We start from the raw sequence: 14981 nt of genomic DNA, 5'->3' as shown, positions 1-14981 counted from the left end.
ATTTTTCAGCGCCGGAGAGTATGAAAGAGCTCTATGCCGCTCTGCAGGCATTGGGTGAAATCTGGAGAGCGGAACACCAGTATATTGTCAACGCAGGGAAGGCTAACGAGAAAATCGTTACCCCTGTCCCAGAACCTAAAGACGTCGCCAAAAACTTAAGGGAGGTTTGCCACTTTGCTTTCATCGGGTACGGAAGTGCGACTGATAAAAGCCCGTTGTATTTATTCAACTTTGACACGGGGCTATATACGGATAGCGTTGACCTTTTTAACCGCCTATGCACTAAATTTGACAATAGATTAAAGCCTAGAGTGTGGGCTGACACAAGGGCCTTTATTCGGACCAGTACGAGGATAATGAAACCTTTTGAGGACAACAACCTTATCCCAGTTGCGAACGGCGTTTTTAATCTCAGAACAAAGTGGTTACAGCCGTTCTCGCCTAACTATGCCATAACAAGTAAGATTAAAACGGCATACCGAGAGGGGGCCCAGAAGCCTACGCTAGGGGGGTGGTTTGACTTTGACAAGTGGCTGGATAGCATAGCTTGCGGTGATTCTGAAATCGTCACGCTCCTATGGCAGGTTATGAATGAAGCCATCAACCCAAACCGAACCAGGAAGAAGATGGTTATCCTGACAGGTAGCGGCAACAACGGAAAAGGGACTTTCCAGGCCCTGCTTGAAAATTTAATCGGCCGTGAGAATGTCAGTAGCCTAAAACCTGATCAGTTTGGCGAAAAGCATTTACTAGCCGCCTTGAGCGGGAAGGTTTGTAATATCGGCGACGATATCACAGATAAGTACCTGGATAGCGTTTCGGACCTGATGAGTGTTGTAACGGGGGACACTATTCAGGTTAACCCGAAGCATCAACAGCCCTATGAGGCGACTTATAGACTGCTTTGCATTTTTTCAGGCAATGGACTGCCCCGAAGTCGGAACCGCTCAAACGGCTGGTATCGTCGCCTGTGTGTTGTTCCATTTAACGCCGACTTTAATGGAGAGGCTGAACGCCCAGAGGTTAAAGAGGTCTTTGTCAAGGACAAAGAGCTGCTGGAGTGGATTTTACACCAAATCCTAAACATGGCCGATTTTGAAAAATTTGTAGAACCTATGGCATCAAAGTTGTTGCTAGCTGAGTACAAGGAGAATAACGATTTTTACTACTCTTTTGTGGTTACGGAGTACATCCTGAAAGGTTATCATGAGTTAGTTCATGTTCCCTTGCCGATTGTGAAAATGTGGCTAGAGGAACACGTAGAGAATGAAGGGGTCAAAAGTGCTAACTTGTGGGGATTTGGTAAGAAAGTCGTGGAGGTGCTTAACAGGGAAACGGAAGGCACCTACGAAATAAAAAGTGGTCACGTCAGAGAGGAAGATTATGCCGTTTTGGACCCGCTGGGGTTTTACCGAGATAGGTTACAAAACAAACCCAAGGGGGTACGCCTAAAAGGTGACCAAGAAGTGACCGAGATTTTTTAGTTGGTCACCCAGTAGAACCCTTGCCACGACTGACTTTTACGGCACTAGGTGACCAAGTGACCAAGATTTTTATTTATATATAGGGAAAGTATATATAGCTATATATAAAAAATAGAACTAATTTTTTTCAATCTTGGTCACCTCGCTTTTTTGGGGCTAAAAACCCTTGATACTGCTGGTTTTTGAGGTGACCAATTGTTTTTTAGAAGTTGGTCACCTCAAGGAAAGTTTACATAATTTTAGACAAAAAAGGAGAATCGAGACGATGACAGAGACAGATTTTTTGGGGCAAGAGCTGGAAAACATGGATCGGCAAAGAGCTATTTATATGGCTGACGACACCCCGGTTACGGATGAGGATATTCCAAAACTGCTAGAGATTGGGGCAAAGTTGCGAGCGACTGATACCAGCTTAAATGTATATGAACTCTATAAGCACCCAGAAGCCAGAGCCAAGCTCTTTGCACAAATTACCGAGGCTTGCTATATGGCTCTAGGTAAAACACCGACACAAGCCCAGCGGTTAATCTTTGGTGAGTATCTGGAGGGGCAATTTAAGACCACTATGCAGAAACTCGTCAACCAAACCGATACCCAAGCCCTGGGTGAGCTTATCGAAGTTCTGGAACTTGACGGGGCACAGCGGGAACAGTTTGCAAAAGATATGGCGGTAAGTGGGCTATTAGCTAGAAATGAGGTGGACGAATGACCGAGCGGACTTTTAGCTATACCTTTGCCTATCGCCCTGATATGCTAGCCTTTAAGAATGGCCTGGTCGGCTATTTTGTGGGCAGTCACGAGGGGCTGACCTATGCCATTGACTACGGCAAGGGGAAAGTATCGGTGACCTATGAGCATGACAAAGACCTATCAAGCGACTTGGAGCGAATAGCTAGGGCTTTTGATAGCAAACAGAAATAGACAAATATAGACAGATTGGAGGGGGAATATTGAAAATCGAAAAGGACTTTATTTATTTTGAAAGAAATGGTAAAATAGATTTAGTAATAAAGCCAGAGTTTGGAAGTATCACTTTAAAAATCCAGGATGGTGTAGTTACTGAAGTCGAGACAATCGATAGGAAAAAATATAAAAAGCTGACTTAACAAGGATTTAAGAGGCGACAAGGTATAGGAATATCTTGCCGTCTCTTTTTGTTTTTAATAAAAGTTTGGAGGAATAAAAATGGTAGATTATAAACGTATGCTTGAAGAAGCGAACGCAAAAGGCATCAAGGCTTATGGAGAAGAAGCTTGGGAAAAAGCTAAAAAGAGCGGCCAAACTTTTGAGGGAACGACCCCAGACCCTAGAGAGGTGGGGCTAGGAGAGAATGACCCGTGGACGTTACTTACTAACGAGATAGCGAAAAAATTTGAAAATCCGTTAGATGGGTACTCAAATGCCAAACGTGCTGAAGAGATATTAGAGTTAGAAAATCATGCTCAGATATTAGTAAATGAATTTAATAACTGGGTCAAAAATTTAGAACAAAATAACGATTACAGCGAAGAAGGGAAATATAATCTTTATCAAGCCAAGCGGCGTGAGACTGAAATCCAACTAAAGGAGCTTGGAGACCGTCAGCATGAGCTCCAAGTTGAAATTGGAAAAACTCGCTATAACTCAATGGAGAAGGCATTCGCAACCTTAAAAAGCGAGTTGAAGCCGTCTGACTTGTCTGCCGGTGACATTGCTTATATCACATCATTATTAGAGAAAGACAATAGTCAACAAGCAAGGGTTGAACTAGCTAGTGAATACAACTATCATTTATCAGCATTGAAAATTATAAATGCTTATCGGAGTAAAAATAACCCTACCGAGTTTAGAATGGGTGGTTTAGGACGCTATACCCATCAAGTCTTAAGAAATTTGAATAATAAGATTATCCACGGATTCGAGACCGAAGGCACGGGTAAAATTGTATGATAAACCGTCATACGGTAAAAAAGAGAATAGGGAAATTAATTGCCAACCAACCCGATTATCGGAAGTACCCGGATTTTGATGAAATGATTCAAACGTTACAAAAAGGTGAAGCGATAGATTGGGAAAAGTATCGGGTTACCCCCATTCTTAGAAGTATCATAGAACAATTAGCTGATCAAGGAGGTGAACTAGAATGGATGAGAAACTGACCCCTAAACAAGAAAAGTTTATGCTTGCTTTATCTACCAGCCCTAGTGTTGTGAAGGCGTGTGAGGTGGCGGGTATAGCACGGAGTACAGGGCAAAAGTATTTGAAATCTGTTGTGTTTCGTAAAGCTTGGCGTAATTATAAAAGTGAACTGATGGCCCAGACCACAGCCCAGCTGCAAAACGCTAGCCTTGAAGCGGTGCAGGTTTTGCGGGAAATTATGCTAGATGCTAATACTAGTCCTTATGCTAGGCAGCAGGCCGCCCAGACTGTCCTTTCCATGGCCTACAAATCCCACGAGGTGGAGAGCGTGCAAGAGGTGCTGGAAGAGTATGAAATCAAATTTTCGGAAATGCTAGACCGATAAGAAGTTATGAGATAAAGATTTATTATTTAGAAAGTGGTGATTTTCAGAACGAACAAATACTCTGGATAAACCATAGCAAAAACCCCCGCGGTTTGGCCGCAGGGTAGAAAGTTTCAACAATCTTTCTACCACAGGAGGGGCAACAATGACCACGGAAGAACTAAAACAGAGGTTAGAGGGTATTAAGTGGATTGATAAGGAAATCAGCTCACTCTATCTGGAACTTCAGTATTTGGAAACAGGTCTCTTTAAGCAGACAAGACTAACGCAGACTAGGGTGCAGACTAGCAGGGTAAACATTACGGAAAATCAGTTAGTTGCCCAGTTAACGCTTAAGGAAGATATAACGAACAGAATTAACAGGTTGACTAAAGAACGTATGGAGCTGGTCAGCCTAATTGATAGTCTAAAAACCCCCAAGCATCGATTAGCATTAAACCTTTACTATGTTCAGCAAAAATTAGACATAGAGGCAGGGGAGGCAATGGGCGTAAGTGGACAAACATTTTTTAGATACTTGAGAAAAGCACTTTCTGAACTTGCTGAGGTGTTAGATCATGTAGAATCTGACCATGAAAAGAGCTGAGATTAGTCTGAGGTTGTCACAGGCTACACAGACCAACGAGAACAGGGCAAATCAAGCGACTAGCTAAATATAGGCTACCCCCCTCTAAAATCGCTCTACGGCTTTTATATGGCGTTTGAGAGGGCGACGGATTTTCAAGGGCCCCCTTTTTTCTTGTATATAAAACATTTGTAAAAAACAAGTGTTTCATATTGACAAGTGTTTCAAACAAGTGTATAATAGTGTTAAAGATAAGGAAAGGAGATAGCCGATGACCACACGGCGAGAACTTGAGAAACTAGCTAAGGCTAAAGGGTTCTACCCAACGGATAAAGGCAAAGGGTCTCATACCCTTTGGGAACATGAGGACGGCAGAACAGTCCTAATCAGCAATCCAAAACAAAAAGACTATAAACCTAAGACCTTAAACAATGTTTTGAAAGTCTTGAACGAGAAATAGGGGTAAGCTCTACCCCTTGCCCTTTTGGGCGGTCATCGGCTAACCAAAGATTATGAAGTACACTTATTTAGCTATTTTTGAGGCAGACCACGAAAACGGCGGTTATACTATCACGTTCCCAGACTTTCCAGGGGCGATTAGTGAGGCAGACACATTGAGCGAGGCGGTTTATAATGCCCGTGAGGTGCTGGAGATTTACGCCCTTATGTTTGAAGATGAGGGCAAGGAGTTCCCAGCGGTATCATCTTTCAAGGCTCTTGCGGATAAACTGACCAGCGATGATGACATTATCCAAGCGGTAACGGTGGATAGTGAGCTGGTGCGTGAACGTGAGCGGTCAAAAATCGTCAATAAGACAGTAACCTTGCCTAGCTGGTTGGTCGAGATTGGCAAAGAAAGAAAGGTCAATTTTTCCCAGCTCTTGCAAAAGGCAATCCGTGAGGAATTGCAAGTATAAGCCTAGCCCCTAGCTGGGCTTTTCTGCTGCTATCACGCACCCCATGAGGCGATACTATCAGAATACACTAGGAAACAGTAAAACGCAGTAGCAAGCGGTGCGTGATTGTGGTATAATTTAGTTAAAGATAGAGGTTCGAGCACCCATTGGAGCGCGGACACTCTATTTTTTCAGCACAAAAGAAAAGCACCTTGTGGGGTGCTAGTTCCTTGCCCGCTGAACTCGTGGAAAGATGACCTTTTTAGGTCGTTTTTTACTGACTTTTTGCTGACTTTTAGCCCTCCGATAATGTTTAATAACGCAATGGTGTTTTAGCTGAAACCCTTGAAAATACTGGTTTTTGGGTAGGGTAACGGAGGATAAGGTAAGCCCATTTTGACTATACAACAAAATGCTTTAATCTGATTATAAAGTATCTGAAAATGTTGCTCTTTGAAAAAATTCCCTTTTTAAAAATTTCCTAGAGCTGACTTGTAGAACGTAATGGCTTTTCATTATGGCTTAAAGTCATAATAAGATAACGTCCATTCAACGAGCGTTAGTCAAGTAATCAAGTAGCCTGGACGTTGACGCGGTTGGAGAGAATCACCTTATAGGCGGTGTAAAAACCACCCTTGAAAACGAGTGATTTGGATTTAATCCGTCAACCAACTAATAACTTCTTCACGCGGTTTGCGTGTTTTAGGGTGTTTGGGGTCACGTAAGCGGTAGCCTAGAGATAACATGGTCACTAGACCTTCTTTGTTTTGGTCGATAATGCCTGCTTCTGTCAATAGACGATTGACTTCTTCCTGATGGAAGCCTTCGATAGGACAACTGTCAATCCCTAAAAGAGCAGCACAAGTCATCACATTACCTAGAACGATATAGGTCTGCTTGGCTGTCCAGTCAAACAGAGCCCGTTCATCGTCCGCCATCGCCATATCGCGTGTTTGAAATGCCTTATAAAGCGCCAAACGACTGCTTAAATCAGCTTCGCTAGTTAAGCCTCGTCGCACTAAACTTTGCCGCATGCTCTCGCTATCGTAGCGGGCATTTTTTTCTGCGACCAGAAAAAAGAAGTGACTGGCTGTCTCAAATTGCGGAATGGCTCCCCAAGAAACGGTCTTTAGAGCATCTTTCAACTGACTGTCCAGTTTATGATTATCAATAGCGATAAATCGCCAGCCCTCTAAGCCGACAGAGCTAGGACTTTGGTGAGCGATATCAAGGAGTAGCTCAACGTCTTCCCTCGCTAACTGCTGTTCGCTATAGACACGAACGGCTGTTCGAAAATCACTAGCCGTTCTAATGGCATGTCTCATTTCCTGGTGGTCCATACTATTCTCCTTGTTCTTCTTTAATGGTATCCTCTGTTTCATCCAAGTAACGAATCAGCGTTTTTTCTGTCAAAATATCAGAGTAGGTATAAGACTCGATGGAGGTTTGACCTGTCAATTCATCGGTAAACTCGATGACAAATAAGGAGGGATAAACCTCTGATAGGAGACCTTGCTTAATATTTTCTCGTTTTCTCCCGTTTTCTAAGGTTAATTCGACAATTTGCCCCTCGTGAGCCTTGATGTCTTCCTTGATTTTTTTCATTTTTGCAACGTCTGTAAATGCATCACTCATGTGTTTCTCCTTTTTAATGGTATGTAATATGTGGGAAATCCTTAAGAATGTCGTGGTGTACTGCTTCTAGCCAAAGCTTAGGACTGTTCAAGGTCAGAGCCTTAATGGGCAGGTAGACTGGCTTTGCCCCATCCAAGAAGTCAGCAATCAAGTATACCTTTGGCAAGCGTTTTAAGCTCCCACTAACTTTATAGTAACTCAGCCGAGAGACCCTAGCTAAGGGCACAACTGTAAATTGACCGACGCGATAAGAAATCAGGTGTCCCTTGTAGATGAGCAAACCAAACTGATGGTCAATAAAGCTAGCCCTCGTCTCAAGAGCAGATATTTGACCGTTTAATTCAGGAAACTGATTGAAAAATTGGGCATAATTCTTTTGGTTAGCAAGAATAATTTTCCCAGCCCAGACTAATAAGCCCAGTCCAAGCACGGTAAAAACTGTCATAGACATGTAGCCTATGTTATCAGCCTCTTGCCGTTCAGTAACAAATACCCATAAACAGGTACCTAGTAGCACCACTCCCTTGATCAAGTATTCGTAGATACCGCCCAACAATCGCTTTTTCACTGGTTTCTCCCCTACCTATTCTCTTCATAAGGTGCGATACTAGAAAACTTGTTGTATTCTTTTTGGAAAATCAATTTAACGGTTCCCCTGGCTCCTGCTCGGTTTTTTTCCAGAATAACTTCAATGATATTATCGGGTAGCCTGTCATTACCGTCCGCGTCTTTGTTATCGCGGTCATAGTAATCATCGCGATAAAGAAAAGCAACGATGTCCGCGTCTTGCTCGATGGACCCCGATTCGCGGATGTCAGATAGAACTGGGCGTTTGTCCTGCCGCTGCTCAACCCCACGAGAGAGCTGACTGAGGGCGATAACAGGAACTTTTAATTCCTTGGCTAAGATTTTCAACTGGCGAGAAATATCTGACACTTCCTGTTGGCGGTTTTCAGGTCGTGTACCCGTAATCAACTGCAGGTAGTCAATAACAATCAGTCCCAAGGGCTGTCCTAACTCTTGAGCCAGTTTGCGGGAACGTGCTCTGATTTCTGTAATCTTAATCCCTGGGGTATCGTCAATGTAAATCGGTGCCTTGGCAAGGTTGCCCATGGCTATGGTGACATTTTGCCAATCTTGGTCAGTCAGTTGCCCTGTCCGCAAACGATGGGCATCAACCACACCTTCGGAAGCCACCATCCGGTCGACCAAGCTCTCTACGCCCATTTCCAGCGAGAAGATAGCGACGGGCTGATGTTGCTTGGTACCAACGTTTTGTGCGATATTGAGGACGAAGGCGGTTTTTCCGACTGCAGGACGTGCCGCAAGGATGATGAGCTGATCGGGATGCAAACCTGTGGTAATCTTGTCCAAGTCCCGAAAACCAGTTGGCAAACCAGTGACATCACTTGTCTGATTAGCACGCACCTCAAGATTTTCGTAATTTAGTGCCAGAACATCAGCGATTCGTTTGAAGCCACTGCGATGATGGTGTTCACCGACATCAACTAGAGCTTTTTCAGCCTCTGCTAATATTTCCTCAGGTGACAGACTGCCATCGTAGGCCTGATTAACCGACGCGGTAAGCCGATAGATGATTTGCCGAAGCATAGCCTTTTCAGCAACGATTTGGGCATAGTAGTCAACATTGGCTGATGTGGGAACGCTATTGACTAGCTCTGCGATGTAGGTCAGGCCACCGACAGCCTGTAAATCACCCTGATTATCCAAAATTGACCGGACTGTGGTTGCATCGATGGCTTCGCGACGGTCACTCAAGGAAAGCATGGCTTGAAAAATGATACGGTGAGCAGGCTTATAGAAATCCTCTGGATTGATGAATTCATGCACCCCGACCAGTTTATCAGGTGCAATAAAAAGAGCGCCCAAGACAGATTGCTCAGCTAACAAGTCTTGGGGTTGTACCCGCATTTCTTGAAATTCTGTCACGAGGACACCTCCTGTTTAGATGATTTAAGCTTCTTTGATGTGCAGCTTGATTTGCCCATCAACGTCTTTGTGAAGTTTCACAGGGACTTCGATCAAGCCGATAGCACGAATCGGATGGTCTAGTTGAATGCCTCGTTTATCAACAGTCAAACCAAACTGTTTTTTCAGCTCTTCGGCAATTTTCTTGGCAGTGATTGAGCCAAAGGTACGACCGTCTGGCCCAACCTTTTCAGAGAATTGGACACGATGCTCTTCCTTATCCAACTCAGTTTTCAAGCGTTTGGCTTCGGCTAAGAGCTCAGCAGCGTGTTTCTCTTCAGATTTTTGTTTACCTGCTAACTCACCAATCGCTTGATTAGTGGCTTCTTTGGCGAGATTTTTTTTGATAAGAAAGTTTTGAGCGTAGCCCGTAGGAACTTCCTTAATCTCACCTTTTTTACCTTTTCCCTTAACATCTTGTAGAAAAATAACTTTCATACTCGTTACTCCTTGTCTATCGTAATTTCTTCTATTTCGGTTAGTAAAATATCCCTAACTTGTCGTGTAGATTGGCTATCCAACTGGGCGGCTGCCACATTGAAGTGACCGCCACCGCCGAGGCGCTCCATCAGGCGCTGCACGTTGATATCTTTTTTACTGCGCGCAGAAATAGCGACAGTGCCATTCGCTGTTCTGGTGATGACAAAGCTGGCTTCGATACCAGCCATCTCAAGAAGGGCATCTGCTGCTTTGCCTGTCTGAGTATTGGTATAGACGACATTTTCATCACCTGTAGCGATAATGACCCGCTGACCGACGAGCTGCCCTGCCATAATCAGCTGGTTTATTTGACGGTATTCGTCAAAGTTTTGAGCGGAGATTGTCTGAATAGCGACGCTATCGCTACCATATCGGCGCAAGTAACTCGCCACATCAAAGGTACGGCTGGTTACTCTGGCAGAAAAATTCTTGGTATCCAGCATGATGCCTGCCATTAAAACGCTAGCCTGCAAGCGACTAATCGGTTTAGGGGCGTTTTGAAACTGAATCAGCTCGGTGACGAGTTCACTGGCTGAACTAGCTCCTGTTTCGATAAAACTAAGGCTGGCATTGTCAGGGAAGTCCTCATCTCGGCGATGATGATCCACGATAATCACCTCACGAAACTGCCGATAAAACTCTTGGGATAAGGTCAGCGCGAGTTTTGAATGGTCAACCATAATTAAAAGCGAACGCCGTTTAAGGTGACCAAAAGCTTCTGCCAGTGTTAGTAGTCGTGTGCTCTCGTCATGTTTTAAATAGCTGATAGCCCGCGCTACATCATCGGTCATGCTCTCTGGGTCATACACTGCATAAGCCTCATCAATCACCTGTGACGCAAAAACCTGCATACCGACACTGGCAGCTAAAGCATCCATATCCGTCTGCTTATGCCCAACGACAAACACATTATCAGCATGCTTGATTTTCTCTGAGATAGCAGACATCATCGCCCTGGTGCGTGTCCGAGAGCGTTTGACGGTAGAGGTGCTACCGCCACCAAAATACTGCACATCTTTATCTGGCAGGTTCTCTTTGACGACAACTTGGTCACCGCCTCGAACCATGGCAAGGTTAAGGTTATTTTGAGCCACTCGACCGATATCCTGATAATCGTGACTACCATAAGCAATTCCGATACTCAGCGTTAAGCCTAGTTCAAGCTCCTTTGCTGCCTGACGGAATTGCTCCAGCAAGGCAAACTTTTCCTCAATTAACTCCGTCAAGACCAAATAATCTGTGAACAAGTAGAACCGATCCATTTCGGTTCGACGATAGAAAATCTTCTTTTGATTGGCAAAATCAGAGATAAAATTCGCCACAAAACTGTTGATTTGTGACACCTCTGCATCAGCCAAATTGTCCGTCATGTCATCATAGTTATCAACAGAAACAACCGCGATAACCGGACTAAACTCGCTCAAGATTGGTGCTTGAACCTCTGGTTGGTAGGTGTGCCAAAAGTAAAGCATCCCTTTAGCACTATCCGTCGTCACCATCAGGAGGGTGTCCCCAAGTTTAACAGTTCCTTGATGGTTATGCCTAAACAACTCAAGGACACTGTTGGCATCAAAGTCACCGTCTTCTGTGGTCAATAGCAGAGCAGCATAGGGATTGAACCAGGTCACATGTTGATGGTCTTCAGAAAACTGAACCACACCAACGGGCATCTGATCCAGCAAAGTGGCTAAGTTATCCTCCATTTGATCTGCTATCCGTTCAACTTGTTCATTTTCAGACAAATCATAGCTGAACTTTTGGTACAAAGATAAACCGACCAGAGCAATCATAACTCCCAGCAACAAGAAGAAAAACCAAATAGATTGCCCAACCAAGACATGACCCAAAGCCAATACGCCATAGCAAATCAAACCAATCATGATGAGATGGTTCTTATCAAATCGAAATTTTTTCATGTTAAACCTCTTAATGCCTTATTATATCACAAAAAAGCTCTAAAGGATAGCAATTTTAGATTGGGAATGAAGGACCGTAGAGACGGTATGGCAACCATGCCAGGATACCTTAAAGATAGGCAAAGCAAGTCCGATGAATGTCGGTGCTATTATACGGATTTACTAAGTTATCATGAGGTAGTAAAGTGGGTTGCTTGACGATTAAGGTTCTTTTAAGGAAGAAGGCTTATCATTAACTCATCTTTTTCATAAATCTCCTAGTTAAAGCCCAGCAATTTGCTGGGCTTTAACGTTTTTTCTACTCAAAACGTCAAAATTTTGCTACAATAATATCCAGCAACTGAAAAGGAGTATGAACGAATGACACGTTTACAAGATGATTTTTACAAGAGTGTTAACGGTGAGTGGGAAAAGACAGCTGTGATTCCAGATGACAAGCCAACGACAGGTGGCTTTATGGATTTGCACCTGGGCATAGAAAAGCTCATGCTTGAGACTACGGACAAGTGGTTGGCAGGTGAGGATGTGCCGACAGATCCTATTCTGCAAAACTTCGTCAAGTTCCATCGCTTGGCGGCTGATTTTGACAAACGTGAGGCTGATGGTGTGGCGCCAGCCATGCCCCTGATCGAGGAAATTCGTGCCCTCAACTCTTTCAAAGCCTTCACTGATAAACTAGTAGACTTTGAGTTTGCAGGTAAGCCCAACCTCCTGCCGTTTGGGGTGTCGCCTGACTTTATGAACGCCCAGCACAATGTCCTTTGGGCTTATGGTATGGATACCATTCTCCCAGACACAACCTACTATGAGGACGGTCATGAGAAGGGAGCGGAGTTGTTGGCGAAATGGCGGAGCTGCCAGGAAGAGCTCCTACCTCACTTTGGTTTTACAGCTGAGGAGATTGCCGATATGCTGGACAAGATCATCGTCTTGGATGCCAAGATTGCCCAGTATGTCCTATCAAACGAAGAGTCAGCCAAGTATGTGGAGCACTACCACCCTTACGACTGGGCAGACTTTACCGCTCTGACACCAGAGTTGCCACTGGATAGGGTGTTCACAGAGATTTTGGGGCGTTTGCCAGAGCAGGTTATCGTGCGCGAGGAGCGTTTCTGGACAGGCTTTGCTAAGGAATTTTATTCAGAAGCCAACTGGCCAGCCCTCAAGGCAAGTCTCTTGAGTTTGGCGGCGCAACAGTACACCAGCTACCTAACAGACGAGATCAGGGTTTTAGCGGGAGCTTATGGGCGTCACCTCTCGGGGACGCCACAAGCCATGGACAAGAAAAAAGCAGCTAGTTACCTGGCCCAAAGTCCTTATAGCCAAGCCATCGGTCTCTGGTATGCGCAGAATTACTTCTCGCCAGAAGCTAAGAAGGACGTTGAGGACAAGGTGAGAACCATGATTGCAGTTTACAAGGAGCGCCTAGAGACCAACGACTGGCTCAAGCCCGAGACTCGTGACAAGGCCATCGCCAAACTCAATACCATCGTGCCACACATCGGCTACCCAGAAAAACTCCCTGAGACCTATGCGCAAAAAATCATCGATGAAAACAAGTCTCTAGTCGACAATGTTCAGAAATTAGCAGAGATTTCTATCCGTCACGGTTGGAGCAAGTGGGATAAACCTGTTGACAAGTCCGAGTGGCACATGCCGGCTCACATGGTCAATGCCTACTATGACCCTCAACAGAACCAGATTGTTTTCCCAGCGGCAATCTTGCAGGCGCCGTTTTACAGTTTGGAGCAGTCTTCATCTGCTAACTATGGGGGGATCGGTGCGGTCATTGCGCATGAGATTTCCCATGCCTTTGATACCAACGGTGCCAGCTTTGATGAGCATGGGAGTTTGAAAAACTGGTGGACAGACGAGGACTACGCGGCCTTCAAAGAGCGGACAGACAAGGTTGTCGCTCTCTTTGATGGACAGGATTCTCACGGTGCCAAGGTCAATGGCCAGCTGACGGTATCTGAAAACGTGGCAGACTTAGGAGGTCTTGCCTGTGCCTTAGAAGCTGCCAAGAAAGAAGCTGACTTCTCAGCGGCAGACTATTTCACCAACTTTGCCACCATCTGGCGTTTGAAAGCTCGTGAGGAGTACATGCAAATGCTGGCTAGTGTTGATGTCCATGCCCCAGGTCACTTGCGTTGTAACTTGCAAGTACCAAACTTTGCTGAATTCCATGAGACCTTTGGGGTCACACCAGCAGATGGTATGTGGCGTGATGAAGCGGATCGTGTGATTATCTGGTAGTCATTGACGAGTGTCTTGTCAGTGATTGACGGTAATGATGTAAAAGTGACGAGTCAAACGATTCGCCACTTTTTCGTTGTTAGATTCGTTGTTATAATAGTTCTCTTAATTGGTCGACATCTTCCTGCGTGGTTGACCAGCTGGTTGTTAGGCGGATGACGGTACGGTTATCATCATAAGGTTCCCAGATGGTATAGACCATTGACTCAGCGAGCTTGCTCAGCTGGCTATTGTCGATGATCACAAACTGCTGGTTTGTCGGAGAATCGATGTAAAGGTGGTAGCCTTTTTCAAGGAGAATCGTTCTGACTTGTTCAGCGAGTTTGATAGCGTGACGCCCAATAGTTAGGTGTAAGTCATCAGTAAACAGGCGATCAAATTGAACACCAAGAACCCGCCCTTTTGCGAGAAGAGCGCCGTGTTGCTTGACGATACTGGTGAAGTTTTTCGGCATGGGCTGTCTGGTAAAGACTAAGGCTTCACCTGCTAAAGCACCGATTTTTGTGCCGCCGATGTAAAAGACATCACAAAGCTCTGCTATTGTCGGCAAATCGACATCTGTCTCGGTCACGGCTAAGCCATAGGACAAGCGTGCGCCGTCAAGAAAGAGCGGTAAGGTGTAGTGACGACAGATTGAAGCGAGGGCTTCTAACTCCGCTTTGGAGTAGAGTGTGCCATACTCTGTCGGATGTGAGATGTAGACCATACCTGGTGCTACCATGTGTTCTTTGGCATCATCTTGGTAAAACTGTTCGAGATAGGCCTTTAGTTTATGGGCAGAGAGCTTGCCTTGTTCGTGAGGGATTGTTAAGACCTTGTGACCAGTATACTCAATCGCGCCTGCTTCATGGGTGTTAATATGCCCAGTGTCAACAGTTACAACCCCCTCATAGGAGCGAAGGAGGCTTGCGATGGCAACTTGGTTGGTTTGTGTTCCTCCTGTTAAAAAGAACACGTCTGCATCTGGTGATTGGCAGGCCAGCTTGATTTTTTCAGCTGCTCGTTTGGTGTAGTAATCTGTCCCGTAGCCAGCTAAATTTTCAGTGTTTGTTTCTAACAAGGCTTTGAGTAGCTCGGGGTGAGCCCCTTCGTTATAATCATTTTCAAAATGTAACATGGTATCTCCTTTCGTGTTAGGACTAGCTTATCATTTTTTAGTTAAAAAGCAAGATTTTTTTGTCACTGATGGAAGAGAATGTCAGTGTCGGAACCACTTCATGGGCTATTTTTCTTTTTATCTTGCTGTGGTATAATGGT

Annotated in this window: 18 protein-coding genes; 11 read left to right on the top strand and 7 right to left on the bottom strand. The window is 44.8% G+C overall.

The features are described from left to right. Window positions 1–20: 20 nt before the first annotated feature. The 10 genes from ACERC5_RS03790 to ACERC5_RS03745 all read left to right on the top strand — a co-directional run bounded on the left by ACERC5_RS03790 (window position 21) and on the right by ACERC5_RS03745 (window position 5469). Window positions 21–1484 carry a phage/plasmid primase, P4 family gene (locus ACERC5_RS03790; protein WP_373660185.1) on the top strand — a complete coding sequence of 488 codons (1464 nt, stop codon included), beginning with the start codon at window positions 21–23 and terminating at the stop codon, window positions 1482–1484. Between the two features lie 265 nt (window positions 1485–1749). After that, a complete protein-coding gene (locus ACERC5_RS03785; RefSeq protein WP_373658584.1) occupies window positions 1750–2193 on the top strand; it encodes a hypothetical protein in 444 nt (147 codons plus the stop codon). Continuing rightward, the gene (locus ACERC5_RS03780) at window positions 2190–2405 is read left to right on the top strand and encodes a hypothetical protein (protein WP_373658583.1); all 216 of its coding nucleotides are present in this window, start codon (window positions 2190–2192) and stop codon (window positions 2403–2405) included. Before ACERC5_RS03785 ends, ACERC5_RS03780 begins: the two co-directional genes overlap by 4 nt. 29 nt (window positions 2406–2434) lie before the next feature. Next, the gene (locus ACERC5_RS03775) at window positions 2435–2590 is read left to right on the top strand and encodes a DUF2292 domain-containing protein (RefSeq protein WP_373658581.1); all 156 of its coding nucleotides are present in this window, start codon (window positions 2435–2437) and stop codon (window positions 2588–2590) included. A gap of 79 nt (window positions 2591–2669) precedes the next feature. Next, a complete protein-coding gene (locus ACERC5_RS03770) occupies window positions 2670–3413 on the top strand; it encodes a hypothetical protein (RefSeq protein WP_373660173.1) in 744 nt (247 codons plus the stop codon). After that, a complete protein-coding gene (locus tag ACERC5_RS03765) occupies window positions 3410–3622 on the top strand; it encodes a hypothetical protein (RefSeq protein WP_373658579.1) in 213 nt (70 codons plus the stop codon). Before ACERC5_RS03770 ends, ACERC5_RS03765 begins: the two co-directional genes overlap by 4 nt. After that, window positions 3607–3987: a replication protein gene (locus ACERC5_RS03760; protein WP_373658578.1), complete on the top strand. Its 381-nt coding sequence runs from the start codon at window positions 3607–3609 to the stop codon at window positions 3985–3987. Before ACERC5_RS03765 ends, ACERC5_RS03760 begins: the two co-directional genes overlap by 16 nt. Before the next feature lie 145 nt (window positions 3988–4132). Beyond that, the gene (locus tag ACERC5_RS03755; RefSeq protein ID WP_373658577.1) at window positions 4133–4573 is read left to right on the top strand and encodes a DUF1492 domain-containing protein; all 441 of its coding nucleotides are present in this window, start codon (window positions 4133–4135) and stop codon (window positions 4571–4573) included. 250 nt (window positions 4574–4823) lie between these two features. Continuing rightward, the gene (locus ACERC5_RS03750; protein ID WP_373658576.1) at window positions 4824–5012 is read left to right on the top strand and encodes a type II toxin-antitoxin system HicA family toxin; all 189 of its coding nucleotides are present in this window, start codon (window positions 4824–4826) and stop codon (window positions 5010–5012) included. 52 nt (window positions 5013–5064) lie between these two features. Next, window positions 5065–5469 carry a type II toxin-antitoxin system HicB family antitoxin gene (locus ACERC5_RS03745; RefSeq protein ID WP_373658575.1) on the top strand — a complete coding sequence of 135 codons (405 nt, stop codon included), beginning with the start codon at window positions 5065–5067 and terminating at the stop codon, window positions 5467–5469. 635 nt (window positions 5470–6104) lie between these two features. Here the strand turns inward: ACERC5_RS03745 and ACERC5_RS03740 are convergent. From ACERC5_RS03740 to ACERC5_RS03715, 6 genes are read right to left on the bottom strand one after another with little or no spacing between them, the layout of a single operon-like run. Then, window positions 6105–6788, bottom strand: a complete 684-nt coding sequence (locus tag ACERC5_RS03740) for an NAD(P)H-dependent oxidoreductase (protein WP_373658574.1) — start codon at window positions 6786–6788, stop codon at window positions 6105–6107. Window position 6789: 1 nt separating this feature from the next. Then, a complete protein-coding gene (locus ACERC5_RS03735) occupies window positions 6790–7083 on the bottom strand; it encodes a Veg family protein (RefSeq protein WP_373658573.1) in 294 nt (97 codons plus the stop codon). 13 nt (window positions 7084–7096) lie between these two features. After that, window positions 7097–7651 (bottom strand): hypothetical protein, encoded by a 555-nt coding sequence (locus ACERC5_RS03730; protein ID WP_373660172.1) that lies wholly within the window; start codon window positions 7649–7651, stop codon window positions 7097–7099. 11 nt (window positions 7652–7662) lie between these two features. Next, window positions 7663–9015 (bottom strand): replicative DNA helicase, encoded by a 1353-nt coding sequence (gene dnaB, locus ACERC5_RS03725; protein WP_373658609.1) that lies wholly within the window; start codon window positions 9013–9015, stop codon window positions 7663–7665. A gap of 42 nt (window positions 9016–9057) precedes the next feature. Beyond that, window positions 9058–9510, bottom strand: coding sequence for a 50S ribosomal protein L9 (gene rplI / locus ACERC5_RS03720; protein WP_373658571.1), 453 nt, complete (start codon window positions 9508–9510; stop codon window positions 9058–9060). Between the two features lie 5 nt (window positions 9511–9515). After that, on the bottom strand, window positions 9516–11468 hold the full coding sequence (locus ACERC5_RS03715; protein ID WP_373658570.1) for a DHH family phosphoesterase: 1953 nt from the start codon (window positions 11466–11468) through the stop codon (window positions 9516–9518). 360 nt (window positions 11469–11828) lie between these two features. Here ACERC5_RS03715 and ACERC5_RS03710 point away from each other — a divergent pair, with 360 nt between their 5' ends. After that, complete coding sequence (locus ACERC5_RS03710) at window positions 11829–13724, top strand: M13 family metallopeptidase (RefSeq protein WP_373658569.1); 1896 nt, start codon at window positions 11829–11831, stop codon at window positions 13722–13724. A 91-nt stretch (window positions 13725–13815) separates the two neighbouring features. Here ACERC5_RS03710 and ACERC5_RS03705 read toward each other — a convergent pair whose 3' ends face one another. Continuing rightward, window positions 13816–14841 (bottom strand): low specificity L-threonine aldolase, encoded by a 1026-nt coding sequence (locus ACERC5_RS03705; protein WP_373658568.1) that lies wholly within the window; start codon window positions 14839–14841, stop codon window positions 13816–13818. Window positions 14842–14981: the final 140 nt, after the last annotated feature.

Origin of the sequence: Streptococcus sp. E24BD (assembly GCF_041807825.1) — a bacterium.
GTDB classification, from domain to species: domain Bacteria; phylum Bacillota; class Bacilli; order Lactobacillales; family Streptococcaceae; genus Streptococcus; species Streptococcus entericus.
Note: the sequence above shows the minus strand (reverse complement) of the source record. Positions and strands in the feature narration are given on the sequence as shown.